Below are 24,065 nucleotides of genomic sequence, written 5' to 3' on the forward strand. Positions count from 1 at the left end.
GAGCGAGCTCCTTGGTGAAAATTCGACGCTTGACCCTGACGTTACGCCATGCTCCTCATCAATCAAATCGATCCAGAGCATGAGGGGAATTGACGTGGCTGATATTGCGAACATCGATCTCAATTTGCTGATCTCGATGGAAGCCCTTCTGGAGGAAAGAAATGTGTCGCGCGCGGCGCGGCGTCTTTCTCTCGGCCAGCCCGCCATGAGCCATAATCTGGCGCGCCTTCGACGCCTTCTGGGGGACGAATTGCTGGTGCGCAGTGCCGGCGGCATGGTGCCGACGGCAAAGGCCATCAGTCTCGAAGTCGAACTGCGTGCGACCATGCGCAAGATCCGCATGTTATTTGAGGAGCAGATGCCGTTTGACCCTTCAACGGCGCAAATGTCCTTTCGACTGGGCGTGACCGACAGCGCTGAAGCCATCCTTGTCCCGGCCGTCTCGGCCCTGCTGCTGGAAAAGGCGCCCGGCGTGACGCTCAAATTGATCCCCATCGACGGGGTCGATGTCGCCGATGGTCTGGAAACGGGCGTCTATGATCTCGCCATCGGCACCTTCGCCGGCGGGCGAAGTTACCACAAACAACGTGTGATCTATCACGAAGGTTATCACACGGTCTTTAATGCCGCTTTGGTCGCGATCGGTGACACGATGACGCTTGATGACTACAGACGGTTTCCGATGCTGGTGGTCGAGGGACCAGATGGAGACGCGGTTCTCGATGCGCTGGGACGTCTGGACGTGTGGCCTCATATCGCTCTGCGAACGCCCCATCTGCTGACGGTGCCTTCCATCGTTTCTCATGCCCCGATGATCGCAACCGTCCATACCCAGGTGGCGGAACGGTTTGCGGAGCATTTCAATCTGTCCGTCCGTCCGCTTCCAGAAGAGGTCGCCCTTGCGCCTGCGCAGCTGATGCTGATGTGGCATGCGGCGAGCGACAAAGCCCCGGCCCACCGCTTCATGCGCGATCTCGTCGTCGAAGGCCTCAGATGTCTGCGGGGGATGAAACCGTAGACTGCCGCTTTCGCCCGGCTTTTGCGTTTCTTGCGACACTGATCGTGTGCGCTCAAAAATGCGAAATGGCGCGCCGTGGCGGGGGAAGACGAGAACTGTGTCTACGCCGCCGTCCTCCTTTAAGCCCAATTCATCTGGCAAAGCGTCTGCAGAACGCAACGCACCCGGATTGGCAGCTGCGGATGCTGCAAAAGCGGGTCGCATGTATTCACGGGCAGGAATAATCGCCGAGAGCCGTTGTCCCACCCCAGAAGCGCGTCCCCTGTTATGCCTTCTGTTTCAAACGCATAAGGGACCCGGTGGAGCGAAACGGTGAAGTCTGCCCGAAAAGATGAAGCCAACTTCAGCCGGCAAAGGCTATCGCAATGCACACATCATCTGAAGGCTACAAGACCGGTGCACAGGCTTATGTCAGTGGTCGGCCGAGCTATCCGCCCGAGGCGCTCAACTGGTTGCGCGACAGTGTGGGTATCGGACCCGGTCGGACGGTCTTGGAATTGGGGGCCGGCACCGGAAAATTCGTGCCCCTGCTGCGGCAATGCGGAGGAACGCTGCTTGCCGTCGAGCCCATCGATGCCATGCGCGCGCAGCTAACGGCCAAGTTTCCGGAGATCAAGGCTCTGGCCGGTTCGGCGGAAGCCATCCCTTTGCCTGACGCCTCCGTTGATGCCGTCGTCTGCGCGCAGGCCTTTCACTGGTTTGCACATGCCGCCGCCTTGCAGGAGATCAGACGGGTTCTATCGCCAGGTGGCGTGCTGGGGCTCATCTGGAACGGCCGGGCCGAGACAGTGCCATGGGTCGCTGACTTGTCCGCCATCACCGACATCTGGGAGGGACATACGCCCCGCTATGTGACGGGGGAATGGCGCCGCGTTTTTCCCGCTCCCGGATTTGAATTCATAGAGGAACGTCATGCCCGCAACGCGCATGTTGGTCCGGCAGAACAGGTCATTGTCAAACGCACATTGTCCGTCAGTTTCATCGCTGCCCTGCCTCAGCAGCAACAGGACCACGTCGAAGACCAGGTGCGGGCGCTGATTGCGCGAACCCCTGAACTCTCAAAGGGCGGTGAGGTTTCCTTTCCTTATCAGACGAGCATGTTTACCTATCGCAAGATCTGATCAACCACGCCATTCGGCACTGGACGTGCCGACCTGGACGATCGATAACTCATTATCGGAATAATATCTTGGATCATCCGCATGGACCCTTTCGGTGATGTGATTGCATTGCTTCGGCCGAACACCGCCATCGCCAAGCCCATTTCCGGTCGGGGCGTATGGGCCGCGCGCTATGCAGCCCATGATGCCCCCGGTTTCACGATCATCCTGAAAGGTGTGTGCTGGGTGACATTTGAGGGCGAGACGCCCTTGAAGCTTGAAACAGGCGCCTTTCTGCTGTTGCCCACAACGCCCGCCTTCACGCTCAGCAGTCGTCCCGGCATGGACGGGACCCCGACAGAGCCGATGGATGCGCCGGTTCGTCACGGAGATCAGGAGGGCGAGGCGGATTTCGTTGCGCTGGGCGGCACGTTTCGCATCGAAACGGCGAATGCGCCGCTGCTTCTCGCCCTGTTGCCGCGCATGATCCATGTGCCGCCATCCGAGGGTCGATCGGCACGGCTCGGTCGGCTGATTGATCTTATTGCGGAGGAATGTCTTGGCGACGAACCGGGCAAGGACATGATCCTCCAACGTATGCTGGAAGTTCTTCTCATCGAGGCCCTTCGCGCGCATGGCAAGACGATGGATAATGACCACGTCGGCCTGCTTCATGGCATGCGTGATCCGGCTTTGGCGCGTGTGCTTGCGGCCATGCACGCCGATGTGCGCGGCGACTGGACGGTGGCCAGTCTTGCCCGCATCGCCGGGCAATCGCGTTCCGCCTTTGCGGCACGCTTTGGCGCGGCGCTCGGCTGTGGCCCGATCGAATATCTGGCCCGCTGGCGGATGGCTCTTGCGAAGGACGCGCTGCTGCGGGGCGCCAAGACACTTGACCGGATTGCCGATGAGATCGGTTATGAATCCGCCAGCGCCTTCAGCACGGCCTTCCGCAAGCGGCTGGGTTGCCCGCCGGGTCAATTCGCCCGGATCAACGCTTGTGGTGATCATGCCCGAGACCAGGGCGCGCGCTAGAGTGCCATTCTGGACGGTTGGACAATGATTACGGATCCTGAATTATAGGTCGTCCCGCGGATCAGGGCTATCAGGGAACCATCCGAAACGAATGGAGGTACCCATGCAAACGATCCTGATTACCGGCACATCCTCTGGCTACGGCCTGGAGACGGCGCGGCATTTTCTCGACAAAGGGTGGACTGTCATCGCCACGATGCGCCGGCCCGATGCAAGCCTTTTCCCTGGTTCTCCGAAGCTGCGTCTTTTGCCGCTCGACGTCACGAGTGACGAGAGCATTGCGGCAACGGTCGCGGCGGCCGGGCCGATCGACGTGCTGGTCAACAATGCCGGCATCGGCGTTGTTGGCGCATTCGAGGCGACACCCATGGCGCATATCCGCAAGGTCTTCGCCACAAACACGTTTGGCGTCATGGCGATGTGCCAGGCGGTCATTCCGCACATGCGTGAACGCCGGTCCGGCGTGATCGTCAACGTGACGTCGAGCGTGACGCTGGCCGCCATGCCGCTGGCGGCCGCCTACACCGCCAGCAAACAGGCGATCGAGGGCTTCACCGGATCGCTCGCGCATGAACTGGGCCACTTCAATGTCCGGGCGAAGCTGGTGGAGCCGGGTTATGGACCGACGACGTGTAGGGGGGTGTTACCTTTGGCACAGAGTCGATGATCTCGCACAATGTGTTATCTAATTGATATGCATTACTATTCGGCGTCAAATCCATGCTTGACCGTCGGATTGTGATGAAATTAGGCCGCCGAAGTACAGACGAAATCGCGCATGGTTCGCGCACTATCTGCCGTTTCGCTAGCAGAGTTGTGACAAAAGGCTTTCATGCTCGCCTATCTGCGGAGAAGCTTGTCCGCATGGATGTTTTCATCCGGCGACGCCTCTTTCTGAATGCGGACCTGCGGTTGGTTTCGCAGTTAAGATTGGCATGGCGGAGGATGCAGGTCCGAAAATCGTTCGGACCTGCCTTATGCCGTTCGGACCTGCCGCACACCTTTGAATTCAAACGCATTTCGATTGTGGCTTGCGCGTGATGCGGTGATCTGAGGTCCGAACGGCAAAAATCAATCCTGCAAATTTCCAGCGTGCTATTTCACCATGGCCAGCACAATGATGACGACCAACCCTCCGAGGGCCATGAAGAAGCCTGTCCGAACGATCCGACCAAAGGACGGCGAAGCGGAACCCTCATCTGCTGTCTGCAGAGACTTATGCTTCCGTTTTCTGCCAGGTGTCAGTTGCTTGCTGACGTGAACGCCCGTGCCTGGGACACCCGCGCTGACATGCTGGCTGCCGTTCGTATTGACGGTATAGCCGGCACCTTTGGTCCCTACTCTTGCCGATACACCACGATGTGTCAGGTTCAGGCGCAATCCTGGCGCAATTTTCAGCGTTCTGCGAAACTTAAATGCCATGTTATTTTCCTCCCACCCCCTCAACGTCCCTATGGCCGGGTTTTCCGCAACATCGACTGCTTTCACTAGTGCGTCGGCAGCGGCGCGTGCCCCACAAAAACGATACGTCCCCCGACGTACAATTCACTAACTCTATCAGCGTCGAACGATTCATCAGGGTAGCCGGCCGCCGCATTGTCGGAAGTCAGATATAGTCGGCCATCCAAACGCCACCGCGCGCGTTTGACGAGTACGCGTTCATTGACGTTGAAGTGGTAAATTCGACCGTCATCGACGATAACTTGCGATGCATCCCCTATAAGCATGGCGCCATCTGGAATGGTGGGATGCATTGAATCGCCACGCGCCTCAAGCACATAACAGAAGTCCGGATTTGCCCCCAGATTGCGCAAGAAGTTTCTCGCGAACGCCATTTCCCCAACCGGAGCTTCGCTTGAAGCGACCAAGCCGTTACCTGCAGATGCTCTTGCGTCGAACGTCGGCAGGTAAACTAACTCCTGAGACTGTGCAATTTCCTTTGACGCACGACCTCCACTCGTGGAGCGATGATGCTCTCCCTGAAGCTCTTGCGGAATGACGCCAGAATAAAGGGATTGAATGTCACGTGCCTCGTAAGAATCACCATGGTCCACGGTCACGTAACGCGAGTCACCCTCCGCCCCTAAAACCTGTTTTCCTTCGGCCAACTCTTCAAGAGTCAGACCAATTGCACGCGCGATCTTGAGCGCATTCATGGCCGAGGGCGCGGAGCGCAGCGACACGTACTTGTTTAACGTGCCGACCGGGATGCCGGTCTTTACCGACATCACACCAGATTTGCCGCCAGCCTGGATCGCGTCACGGACATGTTCCCGGAACAGCCGTTCGTGCTCATCCTCAATTTCGGTCACTATCGCGCTCCTATGCCCAATTGGGAATTGACGAAATTCCCAATTGGGCATATCTGTTTATTGCAGCCTGCTTCGGCAGGCCGCGATTGTCCAAAATCAACCGAAAGAAAGCGGGCGTTGCAGCACCCGCTTCCATCAGGAGTTAGTCGTATGAGCAAAGCCATCGCCTGGACCTCGAAGAGGATCCTTTGCGAAATCCACGAACGCGGAATGACGCTCGAACAGCTCGCCCTTCGCAACGGCCGCAATCCCAGCTCTTTCCGCAATATCTGGACCCGTCCCAACAGCATCAACGAGGGCATCATTGCCGAGTTCATCGGCATCAGGCCTGAAGTGCTGTGGCCGAAACGCTATCCCAAGACCACCACTCGCATTTACGATAGCTTGAAATACGGACCGTTAGAAAGTCAAAAATCTAACTCTGCCTCTGACATGCAGGTGGCGGCATGACCGCGATCCTGTCAGCCAAGCGCCCCGCCTCAGACAGGAACGCTGCCGTTTCAATTCCGTTCTTTGACGACTTGCCGATTGCCGCCATTTCGGCCACCCAACGCCTTTATGACGAAGCCATCGCCCCAGGCTTCAGCGTGCCCGCCGCCTATTCCACCTTCGTGTCACAGTTGAATTCCACGGGTGCCGATGCGCCGGCCCGAGCGCATTTTAAGCGCTGGATTGCCGGCGTGCAGGCGGGGCTGATCGAACGCCCGGTGCTTCCGGACGCACACATGGCGATCTCCGCGTCGGAGCAGAGCTATTTCGAGACCTTACCTGCTGCCGCCATGCCGGCTTTGTCGGAGCTCTGGGACGAGGTTCAAGCCTCGACGGGTTCTAACGATGAGGATGCCGAGGACGAGAAGACATTCGATCTCTTCTTCGAGGCGATGCGGGCCATCGGTCATCGCGAGCCGCAATGGAAGCAATTCGTCGCCTATGCCGGGGCAGTTCGTGCGGGGCAGGTGGAGCGGCCAGCACGGCAGATCGATGTCACCGAGACCTTCATTGCGGATGCGGAAACGATCGGCACCGAGCCACGCCAAAGCGTCGCGGCGGATGTCCTGACACAGCATCCTGAAACCGGAATGCCATCGCGGCCGGAAATCACGCGGCAGAAGATCCTCTCCGCCCTGATATCTGCGCCGCCTTTGTCGACTGCGGTCGTCAACAAAACAGAGATCCGACCGGCTCCTGCCATTCTCGCCATGCAGGCAGCAGCGGGGCGCCTTTTGGAAGAAAACATCATCCATTTGAGCCGGCAGATCGAGCAATCTGCGCGGGCGACGACCGCCCGCATGTTGCGGATGATGGCCGATGAAATGGAAGGCGCGAATGCTCCTCGCATGCCCTGCGGGCCGGCCCCTCAGTCCTGATAGCTCGAACTCGACCTTCAGACCTTCGCCTGCCGATCCGGTCTTGCGTCCGGCGGGAAATAGCGGGGTCGCCGTATACCCCTCGCGGCGGCTCCGCTGACCATCATTTTTGCATCACAGGTTCAGCATGACCAAAACTAAGACGCCCACTATCTCTGATGTTGGCAACTCGGAAGCGCAAAGCGTACCCCTTGCCTGGATCGACATTCCCGAAAATCGCGCGCGTTCCTTTGATCCCGATGAAGCCGCCGCTCTTGCGCCCGCTATTGCTGCCGCAGGCCTTATCCATCCCATTCGTGTTCGCATCATCGGCAACAGATATTGCCTGGTTGCTGGCCGAAAGCGGCTGGAAGCCATGCGGCTCCTGGGATGGGATGCCATCCCGATCACCATTTCCGCTGCGGACACCGACGACGAGGCCCGCCTTGAAGAGGTGATGGAAAACCTTGGCCGTTTTGATCTGACCAAGCTCGATCGCGCCCAGCATCTCTACGAACTGAAACAGGTTTATGAGCGGCTGCACCCGGAAAAAAAGCATGGAGGCGATCGTAAGTCGGAGATCAAAACGCAAAATTTGCGTCTTGATGCTGACGCTTCCGAAGTTTTGGGTTTTGCAGCAGCGACGGCGGAAAAGATCGGTCTATCGCGCCGGTCCATCGAACTCGCCGTCAAACTCTGGACCGACCTCACGCCCGATAGCCGCAAGCGTGCTGCCGGAAGCTGGCTCGCGGATCATCAATCAGGCCTGAAAGAGCTGTCCGAACAATCGCCCGCTGATCAGGCGAAGGTCTTGGACATGGTGCTGGCCGATCCTCCCTCGGTCGCGACCATTTCCGAGGCTGTCATGCGGCTCGAAACCGGCATTGCCCTGACGCCAACCGAGAAGAAGATCATCAGCGTCAGCAAGGGCGTCCAGTCCTTGGCCAAACCAGTAGCCGCCGTGATTGGCGATCGATCTCGCATCGACGACCTTCAGGAAGGTATCGCCACCCTCAAGAAGTTCCTCGGCAGGCTGGAAGACCACGAGCTGGATAGCGTCATCGTGGAGCACGAAGAGCGGATCATTGCGTCCCTGAAGCGTCGGGGACGCATCTGATCATGAGCCGCCGCCGCGACCCCCTCACGAAAGATCTGTTTACCTGGGAGCCGCCGAAAGTGGCCGTAGGCTACAGCCCCGACGTGGTCGGTCGCGGACGGCTGGATGCCAAGATTGCGAGGCTGATATCGCATGCTCTTCGCGATGCTCGCGAAGAGCAAGGCCTTAGCCGGGAGGCGGTGGCGCAACGGATCAGCGACTTCCTCGGCCGGAAGGTCTCAGCCGACATGCTCTACAAATGGACGTCTGAAAGCTCGGAAGATCCCCGACTAACAGGCAGGCACCGATCCTTGTTCGGGCGCCGATCACGATCGATCTGGCTCCAGAGGCGCGCAAGGCCTGTCCGCCGCTTTCGTCCAAGCCCGACCGGGACATGACGCAGGCCGAAGTTTTTAACGGCTGGGCGGGTGACCGTGCCGCCCGAAACATCTGCGAAGCGCGGCGGGCCGCTGCGGTCGCAGCCATCGACGCTGCCAATACGAAGGACCTTCCGTGACTGAAATTCCGGGTTTCCCTGCCCTTATCGCCCAGAGGGTCGATAATGCCCATACGCGGATCGACGGTGTCGAAGGGCGCGTTAGCCAGCTTGAGCTTTCGGAGGCGGTTGCTGCCGAGCGGGCCAAGAATATGCAGAACAGCCTTTCTCAGATCGAGGCGAACACGAGCCGCGTGGTGTGGCTTGTGGTGACGGGCCTTGTCGGTGCGCTGGTTGCCTTCGTCATCAAGGGAGGCCTCAATGTCCAATGAGCAGGACACCCGCCGCAAAGCGCGCTCCGATTACGTCTATCGCCGCATGACTGGTGCGACGATCTCCCTGGCGCTGAACATCTCCCAGGCGACATTCGGACGCTGGAAGAAGGCCGCCAAAGCCGCTGGCGATGATTGGGACCTCGCACGATCCGCCTCGATCATCGCAGGCGAAGGTATCGAAACCGTCGTTTCTTCCGTTGTCGAAGACTTCATGATCATGGCCCAGGCGCTGCTTGAGGAGATCAAGAATGGCGAGCTGACCATGGACCAGAAGGTGAAGCACCTGGTCGCGCTGGCGGATGCCATGACCAAGATGCCCAACTGGATCAATCATGGCCTCTGGATGCGTGCCCAGCGCATTGCCAAGGGGGACACGGCCAAAGCCCAGGCCGCCTTTGTGGCAGAGGCGGTGATGTTCGAGGGCGAGAAGCTGACCATCACCGATCTCGCCGAACTCGTGCCGGCCGGCGACGTGCTGCAGCTCATCGGCGAAGTGTTCGGGAAGGACGGCGGTGCTGAAACCGAAGACGGTGATGAGGGAAACGGCGTGACAGCCCATTGAGGCTGTCGGCGCCCGTCCAGCACCTGTTCATGATCGAGCGGGGCTGGGATGCCGCCACGCTCGATGCCATGGCCGAAGATGAGTTCGGGTTCTGGTTTGATGAGGCGATTGCGCTGGAGGAGGCGAAGGCGGAGGCAGTTCGGGAGACAGCTGGCACGCGATAAGTGGAACGCGCCAATAGCGGTTTCGGCTATTTGCCAATGGATGTCAGCTGGTTCTTGGCGTCCGCATCTGCCTCAGCAGCGTTAAGTATTGGCAGTCCAAACTGAACTGCTAGCTTGCTCTGCATACGGACGCTTCCAGTTGATCGAGTAAACGGCCGACGCTTGCGGAGTCGCCGCGTCTGGATCGAAAAGAACGATGTTAGCTGCTCGAACGTGATCCTCGTGAGGGCGATCATTTTTCTCACGCCAGCCCGGCGACCAGAAAGAAGTGCGATACACTAACCCGTCAAAGCCGCTCTCCAAGAATGCTGAGGCAATTAGGTTGCAAGTTCTGTAGTGCAACTCCCGATCGCTGTCAGGCACACGACGGGACACAAATTTGGCTGTTTGAGAAAGCAGCCACTTGTCACGATCTTCGTCGGTAGGTTCTTTGCTTAGAAAAACACCTAAAGGAGTTCCGAGCTTCAAGAGCTTGGCGAGTCTGATCGGCCGAACCGTTTGGAATGTTGCGACAGTGCAAGTGTCGGAAGACAATGCGCGAACCTCTGCTAAACAGACTTCCATGCTGGTGGAAAGGTAAAGAACTGGCTGGTTTGGAGGATTAAACCTGCCAAGAGAGGTTTTCTCCTTCGGCGGTGCCCCTAGGTCCTTACCCGCTAACGGACAAATCTCAATCCGACCGGACTCGGGGTCGTCAAATACGATATAGTCATTTCGAGCTCGGAATGCCTTGAAACCCGTTTTTAGGGTCTCTTCATCTCCTGCCTTTGCAACGGCAGAAACTATCCGCTCAGCAGAATCACAAGCGGATCTTAGATCACTCTTGCCGCCACGGTTTATCGCAGCTTTCATTCTCTCAGGATCGTCTTTGAATGTTTCCACGATTCGGAATTCCTTCTTCGCATTTAACTGTCTGGAGTCTGTATTGCGGACATTAGTTCAACTGTCAGAGGGTCTTGTTTCGTTACATCTTTATCATTTGCTGTATGGTGACCACCATCCGCTTCGGGCTGAAAGGGACGTCAAATTCATCAGCGTGAGTGTCTTTCATTGATTCAGACTGACGCCAGCACGGACCTGACGTCCGCTCTTCCCCCTCCACACGCGCGCGTAATCTCCGCTCCACCACCGAGCCGGAGCCGCGCGCATGAAGTTCATGATGATATTCGAGGGGGTCGATCGAGCCACCAAGGTCATGCACAAGATCATGGCGGCCGAGAAAAAGGCCGCCGCCTCGGTGAAGGCTGGCGCCAAAGCCTCCGAACAATCCAACAGCATGGCGACGCGTGCCGCCGAGAAGATGGCCGCTGCCTATGCCAAGGTAGCGTCAGGTGGACGAAAGGCGTTCAATGCCGTCGTGTCCGGCGCCCAAGCGCACGATCGAAGAGCTTCGCGCGGCAGGCGCCCCGGACTTTTTCGAACGCAATCCTTCCGTTCTGAAGGCGCAATTCAAGGCGAAGTTCGAGGCCGTCTCCGGCCGCACGCTTTATCCGGCACAAACCGAAATGTTCCTGATCGAGGTCGCGGCCTATGCGCTTTCGCTGCTGAACGAGGCGGCCCAGAACGGCGTGCTGCAAAACACCATCGTGTTTTCCGAAGGACGGCATCTGGAAGAACGTGCCGCCAATGTCTCGACCTTCAAACTCCTGGCGCAACCGGCCGTGACCACGCTGGAATTCCGGCTGTCTGCTGTGCGGCTGGTCGACACGGTGGTTCCAAACGGAACGCGCGTGGGTGCCGGCACGATCGTGACCTTCGCCACGGACGCCGATCTCACCATTCCATCGGGCATGCTTGCGGCCTCCGTTGCCGCAACGGCCGAGACGGCGGGAGCCACCTGGAACGGTCTCAGCATCGGCACGGTGAGCGACATTCTCGATCCCGTCGCCTTCGTCACCTCCGCCGCCAACACGACCGTGGTGTCCGGTGGCACCGATATCGAGGAGACCGAGCGGTTTCGGCTTCGCGCCGCCAATGCGCTGTTCACGATCGCCAAGGCCGGGCCGAAGAACGGCTATCGGGAACATGTAAAGGCGGTCAATCCGGAGATCGTCGATGTCGAGGTGATCCGACCGGAGCCGGGTTATATCGACATCTATCCACTGATGAAGACGGGCCTACCTTCGGCAGAGCTGAAGGCCGACATTCTGGCCTATCTCGATCCGGAGACGCGTCGGCCGATGGGTGATCATGTCACCATCCACGATCCCGAGCCCGTTAGCTTCGATGGCGTTCTAACGGTGCGCGTCAGCGAGGCGGCGGCCGGTCAAAAGGCCTTGTTCGAAGAGGCGGCAGCGCTCGCCTTCCTTCCCTGGACGCAGGAACTCGGACCCCATGTGGCGCCGTCCGTCATCACAACGGCGGTCAAGGCACTGCCGCGTGTGGTGGATGCCGCGCTGGCGGGATTCGCCTTCACTAAGCTGGAACGCCACCAGTTCGCGACCCTCGGTAGCCTGACTGCCAACATTGTGGTGGTTGCCGATGACTGAGCCAATGATTCCGCTCACATTGGTGCCACCCGGCATCAACGACCAGCGCGACCGTGATTTCGTCTCGGCATTGTCTGAGACGCTGTCCACCTTCCAGCCTTCGGCTCTCGTTATCCAGGACGCTTTGACCGCGCCAAGCGACCTTCTGCCCATCATGGTCGTCGAGGCGGGCTTGTCCGACTTCGTATCGGCCGACATGCGTGAAGACCTGCTCCGCGCCATGATCTCGGCCGCTCCCGAGATCCACGCGCTCAGCGGCCTGATCGCCGGCACACGCCGCGCCCTGGCGGCGCTGAATATCTCCATCCGCTGGACGCAGTGGTGGCAGGAGGTGCCGAAGGCGCACCATGACACCCACAAGGTCGTGCTGTTTCTGAACGACACCATCATTCAAGGTCGTGCGCCGCTCGATCTAGAAAACCAGCGGGCAGCCGCCCGCGTGATTGCCGCTACCAAACGCTACAGCCAGGACATCGCGGTCCAGTACGGCGTGCGGGGTGACGGCGTCATTTATGCCGGCGCCTCCTCCAGGCGTGGTCGATCCGTTCGCATCAACGCGCCTCAGCTCGGCAACGCACGCTTCCCTTTGTCTTCCTTTTTCGGCACGGCCACCCGCCATCTGCGCGTGGTCCGTATCAACGCTCGGGAAACCTGATCCATGGCCCAGCCTTATTTTTCGCTTGTCACGACCCTTGGTCGCAACAAACTCGCCGCGAGCGCTTCGGGCGGTCCGGCCGTCGTGATTACGCATTTCGCCATCGGCGACGGGAACGGTGCGGAAACGAGCCCCACCGCCGCCAGCACGGCCCTTGTGCGCGAGGTCTGGCGCACATCGGTGGAAAGCGTTGTCATTGATCCGGACAATCCTTCGGCTGTCCTGGTGACGGCCATCATCCCCACAAATGCCGGAGGATGGTGGATGCGAGAGTTCGGCGTGTTCGATCAGACCGGCGTGATGATCGCCGTTGCAAGGCCTGTGAGCCAGTACAAGCCGACCGCGACTGAAGGGCAGCTGGAGGATATCCGCTACGAGTTCCAGATCGTCATCGGCGAAACCGCCAACGTAACGTTGCTGGTAAATCCGAGCGTGCTGCTTGCCTCCCGCGAATGGGTCGAAAACCGCAAGGTACCTATGGGACAGCTCAGTCGTCTGCCTTGGTTGCCGGTAATCTCCATGACGCTGTCCAGCGCGCCGGGTGCACCTGCGCTCGGCGATGCCTATGTGATTCCGCCTGGAGCGACGGGCATCTGGGCAGCCAATGTGGGGAAACTTGCCGAGTGGACAGGCGCGTCCTGGTCGTATCTGACAACGCCCCCCGGCCACGGCATCAGCCTTCCCGATGGTCGCATCTTCGAGAAGCTCGGCGGCAGTTATGTTGAGATGCTGGCGACAGAAAGCCGCTCGGGCCTGGTCGAGCTGGCAACGATTGCGGAGGCGCTTGCAGGTGCCGACGCCTCGCGCGCCGTGACCTCGGCCGGACTGTCCGCAGCGATTGCGGCCATCATGCCGCCGCGCCCGAACCTCTGCCCCAATGGCGGCTTTGAGGATGGTCTGACCGGTATCAACCTCCTCAAGTCCGGCGTTGGCGCCTGGAACGGACAGATCGTTGATAATGATTGGGGGCGGTCAATCTCTCTGACCGTTGGTTCCAGTGGCACCTATGTCGTTCTCTGGCCAAAGTTCCCGGTCAACGCCGGCATGACCTACACGGTCTCCGGAGACGCGGTTCTGCTCGCTGCCGGCGGCACGGTCGGATTTGATCTGGAGTGGACTGACGCGTCGAACACGGTCATCTCCTACGTTGCCCCGAAGCCGCGCGCTCCAGGTGATTTCGATGACGGTGCATCCGGCCGCCAAAGTATGGCGGTTTCCGGCATCGCGCCGGCCGGTGCGGTCTCGGCACGGGTGCGCTGTGTCTTCTTCGATACGGTCGATCCCGTGGCGATGTATGCCCGCTACGCCAAGGTCGAGAGAGGAAATCTGCCGGCCACGGCATACACGTCGCGCGCCAAGCAATCTGCCATTGCCGGCAACGGATACATCGATTTTACCGGTGGTCTGACCATGCAGTGGGGGACAGGCTGGACGGCAGACGGCACGGCCCTCATCAGCTTTCCGAAGGCGTTTTCCGCCCAGCCCTACGTCTCCGTCGGCTGGGATGTTGGCGCCAGCACGTGGACGACTGCGAACGCATCCTTCGTGGGTGCCGGTGACGTCACCCCCACCACGGCAGTGATCCGATCGGTCAACTGGACTGGCTCGGCGATGCGGCTGCACTCGGCCAACTTCTCCTTCATCGCACTTGGTCCGACCTGACAGAGGTAACCGGAATGTTGAACGATCCCGCAAAATTCTATTTCGCACCCTCGACCCGGGGGTTTTACATCGACGCTCAGGCAAGGCCCGAGGATGCGGTCGAGATCACACAGGCGCAGCATGCGGAATTCCTCGGCGTCCTCAATGCCGGGGGCAGTGTGCAGACGATCGACGACGAGCTCGTTGCCGTGCCGCGCGGCGTGTCGTTTGCAGACCAGCAGGTCGACAAGCTCCGGCTGATCGAGGCCAAGGCGAACGATCTCCTGAACGGCGGCTATGCGACCGGCGGCCTGCACGTCGCTCTGACCGACGCCTCCCGTGCGGACCTGACCGCGATGGCGACCACGGCCGGCTTTGCGGTGTCCGGCGTGGTGCCCTGGCCGGAAAGCTATCAGATGGGCTGGATCTCGATCGAGAACGTTAGAATTCCGCTGCCGACACCTGAGGAGGGCATCCTGCTCGCGGCCGCCATCGGTGACTTTTATGCGCGCATCAAGCAGCACGCCCGCTCGCTGAAAGATGCCGTCAATATTGCTGAAGACGCTGACGACCTAGCCGCCATCGATATCGAAAGCGGGTGGCCGCAGTGATGCAATCAGATTGCCGCCCGGCATAAGTCGGGTGGCCGGGGAGCGTCATGCTCTCCGAGCGACGGGCCTTAGTTTGGCGACCAGTCCCGTCCGACAGCGATATGCATAACCGTCGCACCCGTACCCTGCAGGGCGGGGCATGTGTGACTGAGTCGCGAGCTTCTTGAAATGGTAAATCTCACTCCGGTTCATCCGGTCACGCCCGCCGCAGCCTATATCGGGGGCAAGCGTATCCTGGCGAAGACCATCATCGCTCGGATCAATGCAAAGCCGCACGAGGTCTATTGTGAGCCCTTCGTCGGCATGGGCGGCATTTTCCTGCGCCGCTCGATGGCGCCGAAAATGGAGGCGATCAACGACATTAATGGCGAGGTCGCCAATCTCTTCCGCATCCTGCAGCGGCATTACCCGCAGTTTATGGACACGCTTCGCTTCCAGGTCACCAGCCGGCGTGAGTTCGAACGGCTGTCCAGGACAGACCCGTCCACGCTGACCGACCTGGAGCGCGCGGCACGCTTCCTCTATCTCCAGCGCCTGGCATTCGGCGGCAAGGTCCGTGGACAGACCTTTGGGGTGACAATGGATGGTGGCCGCTTCAACCTCATGAAGCTTGCTCCGCAGCTCGAAGAGATCCACGAACGGATGGCCGGCGTGGTGATCGAGAACCTCGGCTGGCGCGCCTTCATCGAACGCTATGACAGGCCATCGACGCTCTTCTATCTCGACCCGCCTTACTGGGGCTGCGAGGACGACTACGGCAAAGCGGTCTTCAGCCGCGAAGACTTTGCGGAGATGGCAGAAGTGCTCGGCCGCATTCGAGGCCGCTTCATACTGTCTTTGAACGCCGTTCCTGGCGTCTTCGAAACCTTCTCGAAATTTGAGATCGAGGAGGTCGATTGCAGCTATTCGATCCAGGGTCAGGGGCGATCAAAAGACGTGAAGGAGGTCATCATATCCGGCCAAGCAATAGAGTAATGCGTCGGCTTCAACCTTGGCCTTTGCACGCCGGACAAATTTTCTGTCCAGAAGCTAACGCACGTCCGTCCAGAAGGCAGCGCCGCGCCACAGAAAAGAATAATTTTTTGTGCCAAAGCTAACGCACGCCCGTGCCAAAGGTCGCGCCGCGCCACACGACGCGGTTTGCGCAGAATACGGATGTGCGGATCGAAGATCTGATCCCACCAGCCTATGCCGGTTTTGCAACGCCCATCTTCGAGGCATTCGCGCACCCGGCCGTGACGACGAAGGAAACGGATGTCGCAGAGGCGGTCTGGCAGGCCGTTCACGATACATCATGCCAACTTCAGTTCCCCGCCGGTCCCGACGCGGTGGCTCTGTTTGAAGCCCGCCGGGCATAATGCAGGAAATGGCGCACCCGACAGGATTCGAACCTGTGACCTTTGGAATCGGAATCCAACACTCTATCCAGCTGAGCTACGGGTGCGTGCTTTTGGAAGAATCGAAGCCAAGGGCTGCGATCTCGCCGGTGGAGGGTTCATAACAAAGGTCGGCGCCCGCATCAATCGGCAAACGTCATAAAATGCAATCGCCGTGCACAGGCGCTGTTGCTCAGCGGAAGAAGGTGAGCCGCTGGGCGCGGTCCACCAGCATGTTGGCGATCGTCATGCGGATCGTCGCCTGCCGGCGAAAATCGGGATGGACGAGGTCCGGGTGGTTGAGTTTTGCAAAACTGCGGCGTTTTTCCGCCAAAATCTCCGATGTATCCGTCAGTTCCAGGGCGAGATCCTCTTCCACTTCGGCCTCGCTGAGGCGGGCAAGGAAAGCGGGCATTGGCGGCGGGGTAGGCGTGTCCTGCGCCGTGTCCGGCGCGGTTTCGGCCTGATCTGCAGCAGGCAGGTCGGCCAGGAGATCGAGATAGGCGTGGTTTGCCCGCACCGGGACTTCCGCCGTCTCGATCGGCGCGACAAAACCGGCATTCAGCCCGGAAATGCGAAAGGACGCGTTTTCGACAACGGGTTCCTCGTCCGGTGCCTCGTGATCGAGCCGGGTCAGGATGGACTGAAAGACCGATTTGCCAAACAGCATGCGTTCTCCCCTGGGTGGGCAGGAGAAAACCACGCAAAGATGGCGCCGGGCTTGCGGCGCAGCGCTTACGGCGGCACGCCGGCGCCGATGCGCTGTGGGTGCAGCATCGAGGCGGTTGCGCCGGGGAGCGCCGGTTCGTTTGGCAAGGACCAGCCATCGTGCGACGGACACCGTCCTTTCCCCGGACAGGTCGGGTCAGGGGAAACGGTAGCGCAAACAGGGTGTGCGAGGGGTTACGACTGGTTCTGGCTCTGGCCGTTCTGATCCTGCATCTGGCCATCGGCTGCGACCGTCAGGCTCACTTTGAGGTTTTCGCCGGCAGCCCCGATGCGCATGCCCGAAACGGGGGCGGCATCGCGGTAGCTGAGGCCGGTTGCGATGCGTACATACCGTTCGTCCGGGCAGATCTTGTTGGCGGCATCAAAACCGACCCAACCGAGACCCGGCACATGCACCTCCGCCCAGGCATGGGTTGCCACCTGTTCCACAAGCCCTTCCATCAGCAGATAACCCGAAACATACCGGGCCGGCAGACCGAGAAAACGGGCCGCGGAGACGAAGATATGGGCATGATCCTGGCAGACGCCGCTCTTCGCCTCGAGCGCCTGTTCCGCCGTGGTTTCGGAATCGGTCGTGCCGGGCAGGTAGGCCACCGCCTCGTGGATCGCCTCCATCAGCGCATGCATCTGTGCCAGTTCGCTGTCGCCCTTGACGCTGCGGGCGAGGTCCTTGACGAGTTTGCCTGCCTTGGTCAGCGGCGTGTCGCGTAGGTAGAGCCAGAGCGGCACGAAGCCCTGGTGCGGGCCGACAACGCCGGCTTTATCCTGCGTTTCGATCTCGCCGGAGGCGACGATACGGATCAGGTGCTCGCCGCCTTCGACGGAGACGAGGTTGACCATATTGCCGAACTGGTCCGCATAACCGGCCTCGATCGTGGCGCCGTCGACGGTCAGATCCCAGCTGATGACGGTCTGGTTCGTGCCGCTTTGCGGGCGAAGCCTGAGCCGCTGCAGCGCATAGGCCACCGGTTCGTCGTAGAGATATTCGGTCGTGTGAGAAATCTTCAATCGCATTGCGGCTGGTCCGTCCCCCGGTCCGCTTCAGTGGTAGAAGCGGTAGCCTTCTGAAATTTCGGCGCTGAGCTGGTTGTTGCGGCTGATGAAATCCTCCAGGAATTCATGCAGGCCCTGGTCCATCACGTCGGCGATCGAGCCGCGCGTGAGCATGGACTTGATCGCGGCCGCCGTATCATGCGCGGTGTGGTGCTGGCCGTATTCCTTTTCCAGATAGCCCAGATTGCTGACGATCTTTTCGTAACAATAGGCAAGCGAGCGCGGCATGCGCACGTTGAGGATCAGGAAATCGGCTATGTTGGAGGGCCGCAGTTCCGCATCATAAACCCAGCCATAGGAGCGGTGGGCCGAGACCGACCGCAGGATCGATTCCCACTGGAAATTGTCGAGCGAGGAGCCGACCTGGCTGACGGCCGGTAACAACACGTAATATTTCACGTCGAGAATGCGGCTGGTATTGTCCGCCCGCTCGATGAAGGTGCCGATGCGTGAGAAATTATACTGGTCGTTGCGCAGCATCGAGCCGTGGAAGGCGCCGCGGATGAGGCCGGCGCGCCGCTTGATCGTGTCGATCACCTGCGGCAGGTCGGCGGCCTTCACCTTGCGGCCGAGCAGCTGTTTCAGCTCGATCCAGCACTCGTTCGTCGCCTCCCAGGTCTCCCGCGTCAGCGCCGTGCGCACCATGCGGGCATTGTTGCGGCCGGATTCGATGCAGGACATGACGCTCGACGGATTGGCGAGGTCGCGCAGCAGGTAATCGATGGCGTTGGCCGCCGTCACCGTGTCATGCACCTCGCCGAAGGCATCGCGTACGCCGGCACTTTGTAAAACGCCATCCCAGTCCTCGTCCGTCGAGCCGGAGCGGGTCAGCGAGACCCGGAGGCCCGCATCCACCAGACGGGCGATGTTTTCGGCGCGCTCGATGTAACGGAACATCCAGTAGAGGCCGTTTGCGGTTCTTCCCAACATTGTTTTACGCCCTCAATCTTCCAGTACCCAGGTGTCCTTGGTGCCGCCGCCCTGGCTGGAATTGACCACCAGCGAACCCTGCTTCAGCGCCACGCGGGTGAGCCCGCCCGGAATGATCTTCACCTTGTCGGAGACCAGCACGTAAGGCCTGAGATCCACATGCCGGGGCGCGATGCCCTTGTTGACGAGGATCGGCACGGTGGAGAGCGACAGCGTCGGCTGGGCGATGTAGTTGGCGGGCTTCGCCTTCAGCTTGTCGGCAAAATCCGCCCGCTCCTTTTTGGAGGCGGTCGGGCCCACCAGCATGCCGTAGCCGCCGGAGCCGTGCACCTCCTTCACCACCAGTTCCTCCAGATGCTCCAGCACATATTTCAGGCTGTCGGCCTCGGAACAGCGCCAGGTCGGCACGTTTTCCAGAAGCGGCTTGCGGCCCGTGTAGAACTCGACGATCTCCGGCATGTAGGAATAGATCGCCTTGTCATCGGAAATGCCGGTGCCGGGCGCATTGGCAATCGTGATGTTGCCGGAGCGGTAGACATCCATGATGCCCGGAACGCCGAGTGCCGAATCCGGCCGGAAGGTGAGGGGATCGAGGAAATCGTCATCGACGCGGCGGTAGAGCACGTCGATCGCCTCGTAACCGCGGGTGGTGCGCATCTTCACCTTGCCGTCGATGACGCGCAGGTCCGAGCCCTCGACCAGTTCGACACCCATGGTATCGGCCAGGAAGGAATGTTCGTAATAGGCCGAGTTGTAGATGCCGGGGGTCAGCACTGCCACACGCGGTTTGCCCTTGCAGCCGGGCGGTGCGAGCGAGGCGAGCGACTGGCGCAGAAGATAAGGGTAATCCTCCACCCGCTGCACCTTGTTCATGGTGAAGAGTTCCGGGAACATCTGCATCATGGTTTCCCGGTTCTCCAGCATATAGGAGACGCCGGAGGGGGTGCGGGCATTGTCTTCCAGCACGTAGAACTGATCTTCGCCGGTGCGCACGATATCGGTGCCGACGATATGGGTGTAGACGCCACCCGGCGGCTTGAAGCCGATCATTTCCGGCAGGAAGGCAACGTTCTTTTCGATCAGCGCGCGCGGAATGCGGCCGGCGCGGATGATTTCCTGCTTGTGATAGATATCGTCCAGGAACGCGTTGAGCGCGAGAACGCGCTGTTCGATGCCCTGCGCGAGTTTGCGCCATTCGCGGGCGGAGATGATGCGGGGGATGATGTCGAAGGGGATGAGCTTTTCGGAGGAATCGGCATGGCCGTAGACTGCGAAGGTGATGCCGGTCTTCCGGAATATGTTTTCCGCGTCCCTGGATTTCTGGATGAGATGCGCAGGATCCTGTGCGTCGTACCACTCTTGGTATGTCTGGTAGGGCGGTCGCGGAAGGTTGTCCGCAGTCAACATTTCATCAAATGCCAATGGTGTATTCCCCGGTTTTTGTTCATAAGAGTACAAGGTTTGCAGCATTGCAAGGACCCTGCGCAGGCAAGAGGCAATTTAATTGCCGCCGGGGAAGAGGACTGCATGAGGCCCTCTGGCAACCGCACAAAGCTTGTGCAAATGCCCGTTTGACGCGTTCTTTCACTCCCCTTCCTTTTCAGGGTCTTGGCTGTGAGATTTTCTGTGCCAAGGCTTCAGTTTTTATCCTTTGACTGAATTTCAGCCAGGCTTTACCGCTCGCCTGCACGCTTCATCGGCATTTTCGGCAAGGCTCATATTGGCAATGTTCTTCCGTCTGGCTCCTCTCGTCTTCGTGTTTTTGTGGTCGACCGGCTGGATCGTTGCCAAAATTGCCGCGACCCATGCCGATCCGTTGACGTTTCTTGCGATGCGCCATGCGCTGGCGGCGGCGGCCTTTGCGGGAATGGCCGTGCTGGTTCGCGCGACCTGGCCTTCCTCGCGCCTTGCCGCGGCGCATGGCTTCGTCTCCGGCATCTTGCTGCACGGGCTTTATCTGGCAGGTTTGTGGTGGGCGATCGGGCAGGGCGTGCCGGCGGGCCTTTCCGGCATCATCGCCGGCCTGCAGCCACTTCTGACCGGGCTTTTTGCGCTTGCCCTGCTTGGCGAGCGCCTGAGCCGTGGCCAGAGCGCCGGCCTCGTGCTCGGTTTTTCCGGTATCGTGATCGCCGTTTCGCCGCAGTTTGCCGGACTGTTCTCGACAGGGCTCACCGGCCTTGCCTTTCCGGTGCTCGTCAATCTTGCCGCCATGCTCTCCGTCACGCTCGGCACGCTTTACCAGAAGCGGTTTCTCGGCGCCGGCGATCTGAGAACCATTGCGGTGTGGCAATATCTCGGCGCCGTTGTGGTGACGCTGCCGCTGGCGCTTTTGCTGGAAGACCTGCATTTCGACTGGACCCTGGCTGCGATCGGCGCCATGGCCTGGTCGGTGTTCGGCCTGTCGATGGGGGCGGTCGGCCTGCTGCTTTATCTTATCCGCCGCGGCCAGGTCTCGCGCGCCGCCTCGCTCATCTACATGGTCCCGCCGCTGGTGGCGGTGGAAGCGACCGTCATCTTCGGCGAACCGCTGAGTGTGCCGATGATCGTCGGAACGGTGATCGTTGTGATGGGCGTGTATCTGGTGAACCGACGGTGAGGATGCGGATGATTACGTAACCGAAGGTCACCCCGACGCCCGCGGTCATAATCTCTTCCGTCTACTCGACCGCCATCCGGAGGAGATAGACCGCCTCAAACGAGCATGACTGTTTCCGCATATACACGGATGTCTGCCTTTCGATCACGGTCGGCTCGCGGATGACTCCTGAACTGGTCCTCGCCTGGCTCTGGATGCAAACATAAACCCAAACGCGGCGCCGAGCAGCATGGCCACGGCATGGCCCGGCTTTGGATAACCGACTGCTGTGATGTCCAAAAGCAGACCGGGCATGAGGACGAATGCGGCAAGACCCTGCAGCCAGCGCGAGGCCTGTCTCTCAACGATCGCGATGGCCAAGGCGGCACTTGCAAACGCAAAGGTGGCTTGAGACGCTCCCGTCCCGATGTTCCAAGGGGCCTCAATACCCCAGGGGCTCATGGCTGTCGCGATGCCTCCGGCGAAAAACCAGATGACAAGCAGCCGTCCCGCGCCCAGGCGTGCCTCCAACAGCGAGCCTAGTAATAGAAGTCCGGCAAGGTTGAGCAGCATATGCAGTTGCTTGACATGGACCAACTGCGCGGTGGCCAGACGCCAAAATTCTAAATCTGCCAGGCGTTCGAACGACGTGCCGCCATAGGCAAGAAGCTGTGTCACCTTTACCGTTCCCATGGGATTTCCGGTGACGCGCAGCGCGACGAACAGCGAATAACCAAGTGTGAGTGTGCAAAGGAGGATGGTGGCGTGGTTGTTTCGTAACCAGCCAGCAGGTCGGAATGTCACGCGTTTGTCCCCCATTCGGCGTTGTTGAGGCCAGACACCTTCAAAACCTTGGCCAAAATACGACAACACCCGCCTGCGTTGCTGCAGGCGGGTGTCTAATATCACGCGATGTGCGATTGATCAGGCGCGGTCGCGGCGGCGCTGGCCGCCATTGTCGCTGCCGCCGAACTTCACCGGGCCGCCATTGGCGGGCTTGGCGCCGCCGCGGTTGCCGGACGGTTTGGGGCCGTTGCGGTGGTTGCGCTTCGGACCGGCTTCATGCGGTGCATGGGGAGCGTGACGGTTTTCGCCGCCATTGCCGCGCTTGCGACCATCACCCGGCTTGCCGCCAAACGGCTTCTTGCGCTGCTGGCCGAGATCCGACGTTCCTGAGAGATCCATGTCGCCGTCGAAGGCCGGAGCCTCGTCACGCGGGCGGTCGAACCGCGGGGCGCCGCCGCGGCGGGCATTGCGGCTGTCACCACGGCCGCCATTGCGGCCTGCACCGTCACCACGGGCACCGTTTTCACGCGGCTGGCCATTGCCACGACCCTGGCCACCACGCGCCTTCTGAGGACGCTCGGGGCTGCGCAGTTCGGAGGGACGTTCGCCCGATGCCACGGTGATCTCGATGTTCATCAGGCGTTCGATGTCGCGCAGCAGGCGGGTTTCGTCCGGTGCGCAGAAGGCGATCGCGATACCGTCGCGGCCGGCACGGGCGGTACGGCCGATGCGGTGGACATAGGCGTCCGCCACTTCCGGCAGGTCGTAGTTGAAGACGTGGGTCACGCCCGGAATGTCGATGCCGCGGGCGGCGACATCGGTTGCCACCAGAACACGGATCTCGCCGTCACGGAAAGCCTTCAGCGCGCGTTCGCGCTGACCCTGGCTCTTGTTGCCGTGAATGGAGGCCACCTTGAACTCGACCTGTTCCAGATGTTTGGAGAGCTTTTCGGCGCTGTGTTTGGTGCGCAGGAAAACCATCGCGCGGCCATCCGGATTGGCGCGCAGCGAATCCTTCAGCAGCGTCGTCTTGTCGTTCTTGCCGGCGACGAAGTGGACATACTGCTCGATCTTGTCGGCGGCCTTGCCGGGCGGGGTGACTTCCACCTTCACCGGGTCGCTCAGGTAGTCCTTCGCGAGTTCGGCGATTGCCTTCGGCATGGTCGCGGAAAACAGCAGGGTCTGACGGTTCTTCGGAACCATCTTCGAGATCTTGCGCAGGTCATGCACGAAACCGAGGTCGAGCATCTGGTCGGCTTCGTCGAGCACCAGGTAACGCACGGTGGTGAGACCGATCGCCTTGCGGCTGATCAGGTCAAGCAGGCGGCCGGGGGTTGCGACGAGAATGTCGGTGCCCTTTTCCAGCATCTGCTGCTGCTTGTTGATCGAGGCGCCGCCGACGACGGAGTTGATCTTCAGGGGCGTGCCGCGCACATAGCTCTTCAGGCTGACGGCGATCTGGTTCACCAGTTCGCGGGTCGGGGCCAGGATCAGTGTGCGGGTGGTGCGGTTGTCGGGACGCTTGGGGTCCTTCAGCAGCATTTCGATCAGCGGCAGGCCGAAGGCGGCCGTCTTGCCGGTGCCGGTCTGGGCAAGGCCCACCATGTCACGGCCTTCGAGCAGAAGCGGGATGGCCTGGGCCTGGATCGGCGTCGGCGTGTCGTAACCGAGCGCGGCAAGCGTGGATACGATCTGCTTGGACAGGCCAAGCTCTTGGAAATTCGTCAAGTCGAATACCTTTCGGGGGCGCCAAAAGAGGTCGCCCGCACGGCACCATGCCGTTCGGTCTGCCTTTGGCGTCAAGAACCCCGCGTGA

At 60.4% G+C, this 24,065-nt stretch carries 26 protein-coding genes, 1 tRNA gene and 1 pseudogene; 18 read left to right on the plus strand and 10 right to left on the minus strand.

The window, feature by feature from the left end:
- The first annotated feature begins 94 nt into the window (after positions 1-94).
- The 4 genes and pseudogenes from OU993_RS21755 to OU993_RS21770 all read left to right on the plus strand — a co-directional run.
- Positions 95-1,018: a LysR family transcriptional regulator gene (locus tag OU993_RS21755; protein ID WP_268160992.1), complete on the plus strand. Its 924-nt coding sequence runs from the start codon at positions 95-97 to the stop codon at positions 1,016-1,018.
- A gap of 365 nt (positions 1,019-1,383) precedes the next feature.
- A complete protein-coding gene (locus OU993_RS21760; RefSeq protein ID WP_268160994.1) occupies positions 1,384-2,139 on the plus strand; it encodes a class I SAM-dependent methyltransferase in 756 nt (251 codons plus the stop codon).
- 81 nt (positions 2,140-2,220) lie between these two features.
- Positions 2,221-3,153 (plus strand): AraC family transcriptional regulator, encoded by a 933-nt coding sequence (locus OU993_RS21765; RefSeq protein ID WP_268160996.1) that lies wholly within the window; start codon positions 2,221-2,223, stop codon positions 3,151-3,153.
- A gap of 103 nt (positions 3,154-3,256) precedes the next feature.
- Positions 3,257-3,784: pseudogene (locus OU993_RS21770) on the plus strand (SDR family oxidoreductase); the annotation flags it as partial.
- 464 nt (positions 3,785-4,248) lie between these two features.
- On the opposite strand, the gene OU993_RS21775 reads toward OU993_RS21770, so the two are convergent.
- Positions 4,249-4,575 (minus strand): DUF4236 domain-containing protein, encoded by a 327-nt coding sequence (locus tag OU993_RS21775; protein WP_268160998.1) that lies wholly within the window; start codon positions 4,573-4,575, stop codon positions 4,249-4,251.
- A 65-nt stretch (positions 4,576-4,640) separates the two neighbouring features.
- A complete protein-coding gene (locus tag OU993_RS21780) occupies positions 4,641-5,465 on the minus strand; it encodes a S24 family peptidase (RefSeq protein WP_268161000.1) in 825 nt (274 codons plus the stop codon).
- A 150-nt stretch (positions 5,466-5,615) separates the two neighbouring features.
- Between OU993_RS21780 and OU993_RS21785 the strand changes: the two genes are divergently transcribed.
- From OU993_RS21785 to OU993_RS21815, 7 genes are all read left to right on the plus strand, one after another.
- Complete coding sequence (locus OU993_RS21785; RefSeq protein ID WP_268161002.1) at positions 5,616-5,915, plus strand: helix-turn-helix domain-containing protein; 300 nt, start codon at positions 5,616-5,618, stop codon at positions 5,913-5,915.
- Positions 5,912-6,832, plus strand: coding sequence for a hypothetical protein (locus tag OU993_RS21790; RefSeq protein ID WP_268161004.1), 921 nt, complete (start codon positions 5,912-5,914; stop codon positions 6,830-6,832). Before OU993_RS21785 ends, OU993_RS21790 begins: the two co-directional genes overlap by 4 nt.
- 127 nt (positions 6,833-6,959) lie before the next feature.
- Positions 6,960-7,928: a ParB/RepB/Spo0J family partition protein gene (locus OU993_RS21795; protein WP_268161006.1), complete on the plus strand. Its 969-nt coding sequence runs from the start codon at positions 6,960-6,962 to the stop codon at positions 7,926-7,928.
- A gap of 373 nt (positions 7,929-8,301) precedes the next feature.
- Complete coding sequence (locus OU993_RS21800) at positions 8,302-8,424, plus strand: hypothetical protein (protein WP_268161008.1); 123 nt, start codon at positions 8,302-8,304, stop codon at positions 8,422-8,424.
- Positions 8,421-8,675 carry a hemolysin XhlA family protein gene (locus OU993_RS21805; RefSeq protein ID WP_268161010.1) on the plus strand — a complete coding sequence of 85 codons (255 nt, stop codon included), beginning with the start codon at positions 8,421-8,423 and terminating at the stop codon, positions 8,673-8,675. Before OU993_RS21800 ends, OU993_RS21805 begins: the two co-directional genes overlap by 4 nt.
- Entirely contained in the window at positions 8,665-9,240 is a 576-nt protein-coding gene (locus OU993_RS21810) for a DUF1804 family protein (protein WP_268161012.1), read from the plus strand. The genes OU993_RS21805 and OU993_RS21810 overlap by 11 nt, the downstream gene beginning before the upstream one ends.
- On the plus strand, positions 9,237-9,404 hold the full coding sequence (locus OU993_RS21815) for a hypothetical protein (RefSeq protein WP_268161014.1): 168 nt from the start codon (positions 9,237-9,239) through the stop codon (positions 9,402-9,404). The genes OU993_RS21810 and OU993_RS21815 overlap by 4 nt, the downstream gene beginning before the upstream one ends.
- A gap of 81 nt (positions 9,405-9,485) precedes the next feature.
- Here OU993_RS21815 and OU993_RS21820 read toward each other — a convergent pair whose 3' ends face one another.
- Positions 9,486-10,286, minus strand: a complete 801-nt coding sequence (locus tag OU993_RS21820) for an RES family NAD+ phosphorylase (protein ID WP_268161016.1) — start codon at positions 10,284-10,286, stop codon at positions 9,486-9,488.
- Positions 10,287-10,753: 467 nt separating this feature from the next.
- Between OU993_RS21820 and OU993_RS21825 the strand changes: the two genes are divergently transcribed.
- From OU993_RS21825 to OU993_RS21850, 6 genes are all read left to right on the plus strand, one after another.
- Entirely contained in the window at positions 10,754-11,893 is a 1,140-nt protein-coding gene (locus OU993_RS21825; RefSeq protein ID WP_268161018.1) for a baseplate J/gp47 family protein, read from the plus strand.
- On the plus strand, positions 11,886-12,548 hold the full coding sequence (locus tag OU993_RS21830) for a phage tail protein I (RefSeq protein WP_268161019.1): 663 nt from the start codon (positions 11,886-11,888) through the stop codon (positions 12,546-12,548). The genes OU993_RS21825 and OU993_RS21830 overlap by 8 nt, the downstream gene beginning before the upstream one ends.
- A 3-nt stretch (positions 12,549-12,551) precedes the next feature.
- Positions 12,552-14,210: a phage tail-collar fiber domain-containing protein gene (locus tag OU993_RS21835; protein WP_268161020.1), complete on the plus strand. Its 1,659-nt coding sequence runs from the start codon at positions 12,552-12,554 to the stop codon at positions 14,208-14,210.
- A gap of 14 nt (positions 14,211-14,224) precedes the next feature.
- Positions 14,225-14,800, plus strand: coding sequence for a DUF4376 domain-containing protein (locus OU993_RS21840; protein ID WP_268161021.1), 576 nt, complete (start codon positions 14,225-14,227; stop codon positions 14,798-14,800).
- A gap of 168 nt (positions 14,801-14,968) precedes the next feature.
- Positions 14,969-15,775, plus strand: coding sequence for a DNA adenine methylase (locus OU993_RS21845; RefSeq protein ID WP_268161022.1), 807 nt, complete (start codon positions 14,969-14,971; stop codon positions 15,773-15,775).
- Positions 15,776-15,957: 182 nt separating this feature from the next.
- Entirely contained in the window at positions 15,958-16,158 is a 201-nt protein-coding gene (locus OU993_RS21850) for a hypothetical protein (RefSeq protein ID WP_442793024.1), read from the plus strand.
- A 9-nt stretch (positions 16,159-16,167) separates the two neighbouring features.
- On the opposite strand, the gene OU993_RS21855 is transcribed toward OU993_RS21850, so the two are convergent.
- The 5 genes from OU993_RS21855 to OU993_RS21875 form a co-directional block, all read right to left on the minus strand.
- A tRNA-Arg gene (locus OU993_RS21855) sits at positions 16,168-16,244 on the minus strand.
- Between the two features lie 125 nt (positions 16,245-16,369).
- Positions 16,370-16,846 carry a hypothetical protein gene (locus OU993_RS21860; RefSeq protein WP_268161023.1) on the minus strand — a complete coding sequence of 159 codons (477 nt, stop codon included), beginning with the start codon at positions 16,844-16,846 and terminating at the stop codon, positions 16,370-16,372.
- A gap of 233 nt (positions 16,847-17,079) precedes the next feature.
- On the minus strand, positions 17,080-17,919 hold the full coding sequence (locus OU993_RS21865; protein ID WP_268161024.1) for a transglutaminase family protein: 840 nt from the start codon (positions 17,917-17,919) through the stop codon (positions 17,080-17,082).
- Positions 17,920-17,946: 27 nt separating this feature from the next.
- The gene (locus OU993_RS21870) at positions 17,947-18,888 is read right to left on the minus strand and encodes an alpha-E domain-containing protein (protein ID WP_268161025.1); all 942 of its coding nucleotides are present in this window, start codon (positions 18,886-18,888) and stop codon (positions 17,947-17,949) included.
- A gap of 12 nt (positions 18,889-18,900) precedes the next feature.
- Entirely contained in the window at positions 18,901-20,310 is a 1,410-nt protein-coding gene (locus tag OU993_RS21875; protein WP_268161026.1) for a circularly permuted type 2 ATP-grasp protein, read from the minus strand.
- 304 nt (positions 20,311-20,614) lie between these two features.
- On the opposite strand from OU993_RS21875, the gene OU993_RS21880 reads away from it, so the two are divergent.
- On the plus strand, positions 20,615-21,484 hold the full coding sequence (locus tag OU993_RS21880) for a DMT family transporter (RefSeq protein WP_268161027.1): 870 nt from the start codon (positions 20,615-20,617) through the stop codon (positions 21,482-21,484).
- A 144-nt stretch (positions 21,485-21,628) separates the two neighbouring features.
- Here OU993_RS21880 and OU993_RS21885 read toward each other — a convergent pair whose 3' ends face one another.
- Together OU993_RS21885 and OU993_RS21890 are read right to left on the minus strand one after the other, a co-directional pair.
- The gene (locus OU993_RS21885) at positions 21,629-22,267 is read right to left on the minus strand and encodes a rhomboid family intramembrane serine protease (RefSeq protein WP_268161028.1); all 639 of its coding nucleotides are present in this window, start codon (positions 22,265-22,267) and stop codon (positions 21,629-21,631) included.
- A gap of 120 nt (positions 22,268-22,387) precedes the next feature.
- On the minus strand, positions 22,388-23,977 hold the full coding sequence (locus OU993_RS21890; protein WP_268161029.1) for a DEAD/DEAH box helicase: 1,590 nt from the start codon (positions 23,975-23,977) through the stop codon (positions 22,388-22,390).
- Between the last annotated feature and the right edge of the window lie 88 nt (positions 23,978-24,065).

The sequence above is a fragment of the Rhizobium sp. SL86 genome (assembly GCF_026672545.1).
GTDB lineage: Bacteria > Pseudomonadota > Alphaproteobacteria > Rhizobiales > Rhizobiaceae > Neorhizobium.